The following is a 10,764-nucleotide window of genomic DNA, read 5'->3' as shown; positions in this document are numbered from 1 at the left end:
CCCCCCCTGCGGCGGCCGCCGGGGTTCCCAAACCGGCCCCCCCCCCGGGGCGGCCGGCGGGCCCACCCCCCCCCCCCCCCCACCCCCCCCGGGGGGGGCCCCCAACCCCCCCCCCCCCCCCCCCGACCAAATCATGAACGACTGTTACCCATCCATCCGGTCTGTTTTGTTACCCATCCATCCGCTGGACAGCGAAGCGCCGGATGAGGGGTTGCGTCAACGAGTCGAAATGCAAGTGGGTCGCGTGCGGAGAAAACCCCTCACCTGTCTCGCCGCTCTGCGGCGAGCCACCCTCTCCCGCGGGGGGAGAGGGAACAGCAGTCGCCTCGCACTAACAGAGGCGCTACTCCTCCTCATCCTTCTTCCGCAGCAGATCCGTCGCGAGATCCGACAGCTTCGGCGGCGGCAGTGCCGCGAACGGCAGCGGCCGTGTGACGTCGATCGCGGCGAGGCCCAGCCGCGCCGTCAGCAATCCATTCAGCATGCCTTCGCCCAGCCGCTGCGACAGCTTCGCCGCAATGCCGTGGCCGAGCATCTGCTGCACCAGGCTGTCGCTCGCCGCCATGCCGCCGGTGATGGCGAGATGGGCGACGACGTGGCGGAGCAGGCGGATCATGCCGAGTGCGCCGGGACGGCCGCCGTAGAGAAAAGCGAGCTGGCGGATCAATCTCAGCGAGGCCACGAACACGAACAACACGTCGATCAGCGCGCGGGGCGAAACCGCTGTCACGATCGAGACCTTTTGCGCGGCTGACGACACCAGCCGCCGCGCCTCAATGTCCAGCGGCGACATCAATTCGCGCTCGGCGAGCCGGATCATGTCGGCGCCGTCGATGATCTCGCCGGCATGGCTTTCCAGCGCGGCGCGGGCGCGCGCGAGCTGCGGGTTCTGGTGCGCGATCTTGAGCAGATCCTGCACGATGATACGGCTCTCCTTGCGGTCGTCGCTGGCAAGAACAGCGGCTGCACGCTGATGCAGCTTTTCGATCGTTGCCAACCGCGCCAGCCCGAACGCCTCGCGTCCGGTCACCACCGCGAGCGCAAGGGCGGTGACGGAGGCAAGCGCCAGTCCGACAAAGCCGAGGCTTTCGCTGCGCGCAAACAGATCCTCGATCAGACGGACGACGCCGAGCCCGACGCCGAGCAGAGTCAGCCCGGCGACGCCGGACCAGAACAGCGCGCCCCAGGGAAAGCCGCGTCGCGCCGGAAGCGACGATGCGATCGGCACCGGCAAGTTCGCCGGATCGGGCTCCGGCGTGATCTGGATGGTGGTGCGGCCGAGCCGGGTCGTCTCGTCGGCCTCGGTGACGACGACGCCGGGGTCGTCGAGCCGGAACGTCGCCGGCCGCCGTGGCTTCGATCGGTCGTTCATGACAACTTGTCTCCGATCAGGAACTGCAAGGCACGGTCGAGGCGGATGTGAGGCAGCGCCGGCTGGTCGGCCCCCTCGCGTTCGAGCTTTGGCGGACGGAAACGCAGAAAGCGAAAATCGCTCTTGCCGGCGGCCTCGGTCGAGAGCCCGCGGAATGCGTCGGTGCCGTTGAACAGGGGTTCGGGATCCAGCGGCAGATCGCCCGGAAAAGCCGCGACCTCGGTGTTGCCGTCGAAGAACTCGCCGCCGGCGCTTTCGCCCGCGGCCGGCGTTCCCAGGATCGACGGCAATTTGTCACGGCCATGCGCGACCTGCGCCTCGCGCGTGGCGCGGACGGCGGCGAGCGCGACGACGTCGATCTCCGCGCCGGTAGTTTCCGCGCGCGCAACCGCGCGGGTGACGGCGCGGCGCAACACGGCCTCGAGCCGGTCATGGCTGGAATGATGCAGGTGATCCGCCTTGGTCGCCGCGAACAGCACGCGGTCGATCCGCGGCCGAAACAGGCCGCTGAGGAACGTGCTGCGGCCGATGTTGAAGCAGTCGAGAATGCCCGCGAGTGCGGCTTCGAGATCGTGCAGCGCTTCGGGGCCGGCATTGAACGCGGCGAGCGCATCGGCCAGCACGATCTGGCGATCGAGCCGGGCAAAATGATCCCGGAAGAATGGCCGCACCACGACGTCCTTGTAGGCCTCATACCGCCGCACCATCATGGCCCACAGCGATCCCTCCGGCGCCTGGCCGCCCGCGGGTACGTCGAGCGGCGCAAAGGTCAGCGCCGGTGTGTCGGCGAGATTGCCCGGCATCAGGAAGCGGCCGGGCGGCAGCAGGCTCATCGCAAACCGCTCGTCGCGGCAGCCTTGCAGATAGCCCCTGAAGAGCTTCGCGGCCGTCAGCGTCGCCTGTTCATCCTCGCGCGCTTCGGGCTTGAGCATTGCGAGATGCGCGTGCCAGTCCGCGGCCAGATGCGCGCGGGGCGCCTCGCGTGACAGCGCAAGGCTTTCGGCTGACCATTGCTCAAAACTCTTCTGAAGCAGCGGCAGGTCGAGCAGCCACTCGCCGGGATAGTCGACGATGTCGAGCGTCAGCGTGCGGTCGGCGCCGTTCGGGCGCTGGTAGTCGATGACGAGCCTGAGTTCGCTGATGTCGACAGTCGAGCTCGGCCAGCGCCGCTCCTCGATCAGCGCGCGCAGATGGCTCTCATAGGCAAAGCGCGGCACCGCGTCGTCCGGCTGCGGCGCCAGATGCGCCCGGGCGATCCGCCCGGATGAATAGGCCTCGAATACCGGAAACCGGCCGCCACGGGTGAGGCCGTGGATCAGCGCAGTGATGAACACGGTCTTGCCGGCCCGCGACAGGCCTGTAACCCCCAATCGTACCGTCGGATTGAAGAAATGCTCGCCGTAGTCGATCAGCGCCCGAGCCGACAGGCGCGCCTCCTCGAGCATATCCTGGAAACTAAATGCCATATGAACGTTGGGAATCCCGGGCGGGGGCGGATACGCAAAAAGGACTAGTCACAAAAGTGGCAACTGCCTGAGGAAAATCAAGCTTCATACTTCCACCGTCTTTGTCGGCAAATCAGCCGTTTGAACGACGCGCCGATCCCGAAACACCCATACAAGAGGGTATTGTCTCACTTTGCGGATTGCCATGACCGTCTTCCAACTGAAACAGCTCGCATCCTCCTCCGTCCACGCAGCCGCCGACGCGATCGGCTGGCATTACGACCGCGCCGAGCTGATCGCCGACGGCGTGATCCACGCGATCGGCGTGCTCTGCGGCATCGTCGCCGCGACCGTGCTGGTGGTACTGACGGTGCTCTATGCCGACGCAACCGACGTCGTCGGGGTCTCGATCTACGTCGCCGGCCTGCTCTCGATGCTGGTGTTGTCGGCGACCTATAATCTGTGGCCGATCTCGCCGGCCAAATGGCTGTTGCGGCGATTCGACCATTCGGCGATCTACCTCCTGATCGCGGCGACCTACACGCCGTTCATCCTGGAGGTGAAGGACAGCGGCTTCGCGCTGGTGCTGCTCGCCGGCGTTTGGTGCGTGGCGCTCCTCGGCATCGTGCTGAAACTTCTCTACCCCGGCCGGTTCGACCGCGTCGCCGTCGGCATCTACCTCGCCATGGGCTGGAGCGGCATCATGCTCTACGATTCCGTGGTCAAGGCGCTGCCCGCGCTGGTGCTGGGCTTCATCCTTGCGGGCGGACTGCTCTACAGCTTTGGCGTGGTCTTCCATGCCTGGCGGCGGCTGCGCTTCCAGAATGCGATCTGGCACGGCTTTGTCTTGGCCGGTGCGGCGTGCCATTATACCGCGGTGCTCGACCTCGTGTTGAGCTGAGCAAGCTCCGCCAAGCGGAACAAGCCAAAACGCTATAAGACAAGAGGAGACGTCGCATGCAGGTGACCGGCAAGGTCGTGGTCGTCACGGGCGGCGCCAACGGCATCGGCAAGGCGCTGTGCGAGGCGTTTCACAAGGCTGGCGCGGCCAAGGTCGTCGTCGCCGATATGGACGCGGACAATGCGAGGGCGGTCGCGGCCACCGTTGATGGCGCGGCCTTCAGATGCGACGTCGCGCAGGAAAAAGAGATCGCCCACGTCATCGAGGAGACCGAGCGGCAGTTCGGCCCGATCGAATTGTTCTGCTCCAATGCCGGCATCGGCGGCGGCTTCGATCCGATATCGGTCAATGCCGGCGGCGCCTCAGATGAGCCGTGGCAGCGCAGCTGGGCTATTCACGTCATGGCGCATGTCTATGCGGCGCGGCACCTGATCCCGCGCATGAAGGCGCGAGGCGGCGGCTATTTCCTCAACACGATCTCGGCAGCGGGCCTGCTGTCGCAGGTCGGCAGCCCGGCTTATTCCACCACCAAGCACGCCGCGGTCGGCTTTGCCGAAAATCTCGCGATCTCGCACAAGGCGCACAACATCCGCGTCTCGATCCTCTGCCCGCAGGGCGTCGACACCAACATGCTGCGTTCGATCCCCAAGGGCCCACAATCCGGCGACGGCGACCTCACGCCCGAGCAGGTCGCCGAGGACGTGCTCGCGGGGCTCGAGCAGGAGACGTTCTTGATCCTGCCGCACCCGCAGGTGCTCGGCTACATGCGCAAGAAGACCGAGAATTACGACCGCTGGATCGGCGGCATGGCCAAGATCCAGGCGAAGATGCGGGAAGATTTCGGGAGGTAGGGAAGGCGGGCCCACAATTTCGGTGTCGTCCTGGCGAAGGCCAGGACCCATACCGCGAGGTCTATCGGTCTTGCCGCGGTAGAAGTACCGAGCGACAAGTCTTCGCCAAACTACTTCCTGGGGTAATGGGTCCTGGCTTTCGCCAGGACGACCACATGAAATGTAGTGCGCCGCTAATGCTTCTGCCCGTACAGCACCGGCACCGCCGAATCCACGATGACCTCCACCAGGCTGGTCCCTTCGAATGCCATTCCGCGCTTGAGCGCCTCGCCCAGTTCGGCTGCCTTGCTCACCCGCACCGCATGGCAACCCATGCCCTCCGCGAGCCGGACGAAATCGATCCCCGGCAGTTCGAGTCCCGGCACGTTCCTCACCTGCATCACCTGGCTGAACGAGCGCATCGCGCCGTAGCCGGAATTGTTGATGACGACGATGGTGAGAGGGAGCTTGCGCTGCGCGGCGGTCCACAGCGCCTGGATCGAATACATCGCCGAGCCGTCGCCGATCAGGCACACCGTGCGGCTCTTTGGTTTACCGAGCGCCATGCCAACCGCGGCCGGCAGCGAGTAGCCGAGGCCGCCGCTGGCCATGGTGTAAAAACTGTCCTGGCCGCGCATCGGCATGAACTTTTGCATCGCCGGCCGGTGCGAGGGGATTTCCTCGACCAGCGACGCGCCGTCCGGTATCGCCTGCGACAGCGAATGCAGCAGGAATTCGACCGGCAGCGGATCGGCGGCCTGCGGGGCCGGCGGCAGCGTTCGCCCCTTCGGTGCCGCGCGCTTGGTCTCCGGCAAGAGGTCGAGCAGCATTGCGAGCGCCGGCTTCATCGTCGCGATGATGCTGGTTCCGACCGGCGTCACCGCTGCGGCATCCGGGTCGTCCGTGATCTGGAAGATCGTCGCGCCGCCGTCGAAGATCGCGGCGTGGCCTTCGACATGGAAGGTGAACACCGGCGCGCCGATCACGACGACGAGATCGTGCTCGCGCAGGGCGTCCGACAATTGCGCCGGCGAGGCATGCAGGAAGCCCGCGAACTGGGGATGGCGTTCCGGGAACGAGCAGCGCGCCGAAAACGGGCTGACCCAGACGCTGGCCCTGGCCTTCTCGGCGACGCGCACCATCAAATCGACCGCGCCCGCGCGATCGACGCCGGGGCCGACGACGAGGGCAGGGTGCTTGGCCGAACCGAGCGCGGTGACCAGCGCCTTCATCGCGTCAGCCTCGGGCGCTATCTCGCGGCTGACCTTGCGGGCTTCGATGGGAGCTGCCGCATGCGCCCAGTCGTCGACCGGGATCGATACGAAGGTCGGCCCGCACGGCGGCTGCATCGCGGTGTAATAGGCGCGCGCGATCGCGGCCGGCACGTCCTCGGGCCGCGCCGGCTCCACGCTGTACTTCACATAAGGCCGCGGGAATTCGGACGCACGCTCCGCATAAAGGAACGCCTGCAACGGGAGGATCGAGCGCGCCTGCTGGCCCGCGGTGATCACCAGCGGGGTCTGGTTGCGATGCGCGGTATAGATGTTGCCGAGTGCGTTGCCGACGCCGGCGGCCGAATGCAGATTGACGAAGCCGGCATTGCGTGTGGCCTGCGCGTAACCATCGGCCATGCCGACCGCGGAGGCCTCCTGAAGCGCCAGCACATAGTCGATGTCGTCGGGCCAGTCGCTCAGGAACGGCAGCTCGGTCGAGCCGGGGTTGCCGAAGACGCGTCTGATGCCGAAGGAGCGCAGCAGGTCGAGTGTCGCCTGCTTGACGGTGACGGATTTGCTGCCGCTCTTGCCGTTTTTGGACATGGTTTCCGTTCCCTGATGTTTATCGGCTATCAGCCCCACCGTCATTGCGAGGAGCCCTTGCGACGAAGCAATCCAGACTGTTACCGCCGAGGGACTCTGGATTGCTTCGCTACGCTCGCAATGACGAGGAGGAAGCAGCAGTGTATCACCACACCGCGGTCCCCTTCATCGTCGGCTGCCCCTCCGCGTTTGCCGTCCACAGCTCCATGCCCGCCTCGGTCTCATTGGCGTTGATGGAGAACTCGCTGCCCTCGAACAGCGGCTGCACCCCGCGATAGATAAACTTCTTCGGCGGCTTGCCGCCGCGCAGCTTCGCGGCCATCTCGATGATGAACGTGGCCTGCAACGGCCCATGGAAGATCAGGCCCGGATAGCCCTCGACCTTGGTCACGTAGTCGCGGTCGTAATGGATGCGGTGGCCGTTGAAGGTCAGCGCGGAATACCGAAACAGCAGCACGGGATCCGACACATGCGTCTCGCGATGCTGCGCCTTGGGCGGCGGAGGCGGGGCCTTTGCCGTCGCGTACGTCGTCGTCATCTCGCGATAAACGATGTCCTGCCGCTCGCGGATGGCGATGCCGCGCGGCGAGGAGATGCTGTGCTCGACCGAGACGAAGCACAACGTGCCGGTCGAGCCTGATTTCACCTGCACGTCCGCAATGCGCGATGTCCGCGTCGATTCGTCGCCGACGCGCAGCGGCTGCAAAAATTCGATCTCGCCGCCGGCCCACATCCGGCGCGGCAGCGGCACCGGCGGCAGGAAGCCGCCGCGGGTGGGGTGGCCGTCGGGCCCGAGCATCGACATCGGAAACACCGGCTGCGCCAGGCACCAATGCACCGTGAACGGCGCCGCGTCGCCCGGCTTGGGCGCGCCGACCTCCTGGAACAGCGTCGCGCGCAGACCCTTGACGAGCTGCGCGGTGATGGTGTCGGTGGCCTCTTCGCTGCGGCCGATCCACTGCCTGAGATGGTCGATGTCGAGCTTCTCGGTCATGACGCCTCGCTCTTGTTATTTCCTGGATTGGGGATTTTCGCCGATCCCCGGCACCGCACCATAGCTGCGCGTCTCGCCGACAATGATCGGCGCCGGCGCGGGATAGCTGATGCGTCCCTGCGGCGTGTCGACCTCGATGCGGCGCAGATGCGGATGATTGGTGAGGTCGGCCATGGTGTTGACCTCGGCAAAGGCGATGTCAGCATCGGACAGCCGCTTCAGGAGCTCGTCGCGTGTCATCTTGCCGAAGGCATCCGCGACCGTCTTGTCGGTGAAGTCGCGGTTGCGCACGCGCTCGACCATGTTGGCCACGCGCGGATCGGCGGGCAGATCCGGCTGGTCCAGCACTTTCGCGCAAAGCGTCTTCCACTCGCGCTCGCTCTGGATCGAGATCAGAATATCCTTGCCGTCGCTGGACGTGAACACGCCATAGGGCGCGATCGAGGGATGGCGGAGCCCCATGCGCTTGGGCGGATTGCCGGCTTCGGAGTTGAGCAGCGGCACGGTGCACCAGTCCGCCATCACGTCGAACATGGAGATGCGGATGTCGGCGCCCTTGCCGGTGCGTCCGCGCCCGATCAGCGCCTCCAGGATTGCCGCATGCGCAGTGGCGCCGGTCGCGACGTCGACGATCGACATGCCGACCCGTGAGGCACCGTCGGGATTGCCTGTGATCGAGGCAAGGCCGCTCTCGGCCTGGATCAGCAGATCATAGGCCTTGCGGTGCGCGTAGGGACCGTCGTCGCCGTAGCCGGTGATCGTGCACGAGATCAGTTTGGGATAATCCTTCAGCAGCCGCTCGCGCGAAAAGCCGAGCTTGTCCATCGAGCCGGGCTTGAGGTTCTGGATCAGCACGTCGGCGCTGGCGATCAGTCTTTCCAGTTCGGCGCAGCCTTCCTTGGTGGCGAGATCGACCACGGCCGATTGCTTGCCGCGGTTGAGCCACACAAAGTAGCTGCTCTGCCCCTTGGCCGCCGCGTCATAGCCGCGGGCGAAATCGCCTTCCGGCCGCTCGATCTTGATGACTTCCGCGCCGGCATCCGCCAGCCGCGACGAGCAGAATGGCGCCGCCACCGCCTGCTCGACCGCAATCACCCTGATCCCGTCAAGTGCTCCCATGATGGCTGCCTCAGTACGAGCGGGGCATGCCGAGGACGTGCTCGGCGATGAAGGACAGCACGAGGTTGGTCGAGATCGGCGCCACCTGATAGAGCCGCGTCTCGCGGAATTTGCGCTCGACGTCGTACTCCTCGGCAAATCCGAAGCCGCCATGGGTCTGGACGCAGGCGTTGGCCGCTTCCCAGGACGCATCGGCCGCGAGCATTTTTGCCATGTTGGCCTCCGCGCCGCAGTCGAGCCCGGCTTCGTATTTGCGCGTCGCTTCCTTCACCATCAGTTCGGCCGCGCGCATCGCGGCGTAGGCCTTGGCGATCGGAAACTGGATGCCTTGGTTCTGGCCAATCGGCCGGCCGAAAACGCTGCGCTCCTTGGCGTAGTTGGTGGCCTTGGCGATGAACCATTTGGCATCGCCGACGCATTCGGCCGCGATCAAAATGCGCTCGGCATTCATGCCGGAGAGGATGTAGCGAAAGCCCTTGCCCTCCTCGCCGATCAGATTCTCCGCCGGCACCTTCATGTCGGTGAAGAACACTTCGGTGGTGGCGTGGTTCATCATGGTGCGGATCGGGCGGATCTCGAGGCCCTTGTTCTTGGCCTCGCGCATGTCGACGATGAACACCGAAAGGCCATCGGTGCGCTTCTTGACCTGGTCCTTCGGCGTGGTCCGCGCCAGCAGGAGCATCAGGTCCGAATGTTCGGCGCGGCTGGTCCAGATTTTCTGGCCGTTGACGATGTAGCCGGCATTGCCGTCCTTGCGCGCAAAAGTCTTCAGAGAGGTAGTGTCGGTGCCGCTGGTCGGCTCGGTGACGCCGAAGGCCTGCAGGCGCAATTCACCGCTCGCGACCTTCGGCAGATATTTTGCCTTCTGCTCGTCATTGCCGTGCCGCAGCACGGTGCCCATCGTGTACATCTGGGCGTGGCAGCCGCCGCCGTTGCAGCCCGCGCGCTGGATCTCTTCGAGGATCGCGGCGGCCGCTGAAAGCTTCAAGCCCGCGCCGCCATATTCCTCGGGGATCAGCACCGAGAGATAACCGGCCTCGGTCAGCGCGTCGACGAAGGCCTTGGGGTAGGCCATCTCGCGGTCGAGCTTGCGCCAGTATTCGCCGGGAAACTGCGCGCAGAGCTTTGCGACGGCTTCGCGGATGTCGGCGTGATCTTCGGTGTGGTGTTCTTCACTCATGGGGTTTTCCCGTATGTGCGGCAGTTAGGATAACGCCGGCCGATCCTCTGGCGTTGTGAAAACAATGCCAGCCCCCTATGCTCATTTGCTATAGCGTATGGAGTAGCCTTCCAGGATTGGCAAGCATGGATTTCCGTCAGCTCAGGACCTTCAGTTGCGTGGCGGAGCTCGGCAGCCTCTCCAAGGCGTCCGACACGTTGCGTGTGGCGCAGCCGGCGCTCTCCAGGCAGATCAAGCTCCTGGAACACGAGCTGCGCACCGAATTGTTCACCCGCAACGGCCGCGGCATGGTGCTCACGGATGCCGGCCGCCTGTTGCTGGCGCGCACCTCGGGCATCGTGCGGCAGATCGACCAGATCCGCGACGATATCCAGTCGTCCAAGGGGCCGCCGTCCGGCCAGGTCGTGCTCGGCCTGGTCCCGACCGTGAGCTGCGTGCTGTCGGCGCGCTTCGCGCGGCGCTGCGTCGAAAAATTCCCGGGCATTTCGCTGCGCATCGTCGAGAGCTACAGCGGCCATCTGGTCGAATGGCTGCATCGCGGCGAGATGGATCTCGCCATCCTCTACGGCCGCTCCGCCGATCTGCATCTCAACGTCGAGAGCTTGGGGCGCGACAACATCGTCGCGGTGGGTCCGCGCGGTTGTGGCCTCGCGCGCAAGAAGAGCGTCGATATCGGCTGGCTGCTGCGGCAACGGCTGGTGCTGCCCAGTCATTCCCACGGTCTCCGTGCGCTGATCGAGCACGCGGCGGCGCAACGCAAGATCAAGCTCAACGTCCAGCTCGAGGCGGATTCATTCCGCGTGCTCACGAGCCTCGTCGAGGAAGGCCTCGGCTTCGCGCTGCTGCCGCCCTCGTCGGTCCACGCCGAGGTCGCGGACGGGCGGCTGGAAACGGCCGTCGTCTCGAAGCCGATGACGCGCGAGCTCATATTTGCCTCTCCGATCGACCGTCCGGTCTCGACGGCCTCGGTTGCCGTCACCGCCCTCCTGCGCGAGGAGGTCGCCGCCTGCCGCAAGGACGGCGTGTGGGACATCAAGTTGAGTTAGATGTGCCGGTGCGGTTTAGGACAGAAGGCCGTATGCGACCCATCGCATGTTGTGCGAGCT

The 10,764-nt window shown here is 65.6% G+C and carries 9 protein-coding genes; 3 read left to right on the top strand and 6 right to left on the bottom strand.

Going from position 1 to position 10,764, the window contains the following annotated elements:
• Positions 1-343: 343 nt before the first annotated feature.
• Together AC0L3K_RS26600 and AC0L3K_RS26595 are read right to left on the bottom strand one after the other, a co-directional pair.
• On the bottom strand, positions 344-1,372 hold the full coding sequence (locus AC0L3K_RS26600) for a YcjF family protein (RefSeq protein ID WP_007596507.1): 1,029 nt from the start codon (positions 1,370-1,372) through the stop codon (positions 344-346).
• A complete protein-coding gene (locus AC0L3K_RS26595) occupies positions 1,369-2,838 on the bottom strand; it encodes a YcjX family GTP-binding protein (protein ID WP_473367170.1) in 1,470 nt (489 codons plus the stop codon). Before AC0L3K_RS26595 ends, AC0L3K_RS26600 begins: the two co-directional genes overlap by 4 nt.
• Positions 2,839-3,022: 184 nt before the next feature.
• Here AC0L3K_RS26595 and trhA point away from each other — a divergent pair, with 184 nt between their 5' ends.
• Positions 3,023-3,718, top strand: coding sequence for a PAQR family membrane homeostasis protein TrhA (gene trhA, locus AC0L3K_RS26590; protein WP_473367169.1), 696 nt, complete (start codon positions 3,023-3,025; stop codon positions 3,716-3,718).
• Between the two features lie 56 nt (positions 3,719-3,774).
• Positions 3,775-4,569, top strand: a complete 795-nt coding sequence (locus tag AC0L3K_RS26585) for an SDR family oxidoreductase (RefSeq protein ID WP_473367168.1) — start codon at positions 3,775-3,777, stop codon at positions 4,567-4,569.
• A gap of 173 nt (positions 4,570-4,742) precedes the next feature.
• Here the strand turns inward: AC0L3K_RS26585 and mdlC are convergent, their stop codons facing one another.
• From mdlC to AC0L3K_RS26565, 4 genes are all read right to left on the bottom strand, one after another.
• Positions 4,743-6,365: a benzoylformate decarboxylase gene (mdlC, locus tag AC0L3K_RS26580; RefSeq protein WP_473367167.1), complete on the bottom strand. Its 1,623-nt coding sequence runs from the start codon at positions 6,363-6,365 to the stop codon at positions 4,743-4,745.
• Between the two features lie 145 nt (positions 6,366-6,510).
• Complete coding sequence (locus AC0L3K_RS26575; protein ID WP_473367166.1) at positions 6,511-7,359, bottom strand: HTD2 family dehydratase; 849 nt, start codon at positions 7,357-7,359, stop codon at positions 6,511-6,513.
• A gap of 15 nt (positions 7,360-7,374) precedes the next feature.
• Positions 7,375-8,478: a CaiB/BaiF CoA transferase family protein gene (locus AC0L3K_RS26570; protein WP_473367165.1), complete on the bottom strand. Its 1,104-nt coding sequence runs from the start codon at positions 8,476-8,478 to the stop codon at positions 7,375-7,377.
• A gap of 10 nt (positions 8,479-8,488) precedes the next feature.
• Entirely contained in the window at positions 8,489-9,658 is a 1,170-nt protein-coding gene (locus tag AC0L3K_RS26565; RefSeq protein ID WP_106945941.1) for an acyl-CoA dehydrogenase family protein, read from the bottom strand.
• A 125-nt stretch (positions 9,659-9,783) separates the two neighbouring features.
• Between AC0L3K_RS26565 and AC0L3K_RS26560 the strand changes: the two genes are divergently transcribed.
• The gene (locus AC0L3K_RS26560) at positions 9,784-10,704 is read left to right on the top strand and encodes a LysR substrate-binding domain-containing protein (protein WP_007596491.1); all 921 of its coding nucleotides are present in this window, start codon (positions 9,784-9,786) and stop codon (positions 10,702-10,704) included.
• Positions 10,705-10,764: the final 60 nt, after the last annotated feature.

The sequence above is a fragment of the Bradyrhizobium sp. MI1.10 genome, from assembly GCF_055811035.1.
The sequence above is the reverse complement of the archived record's forward strand: the minus strand, read 5'-3'. Positions and strand labels throughout refer to the sequence as shown.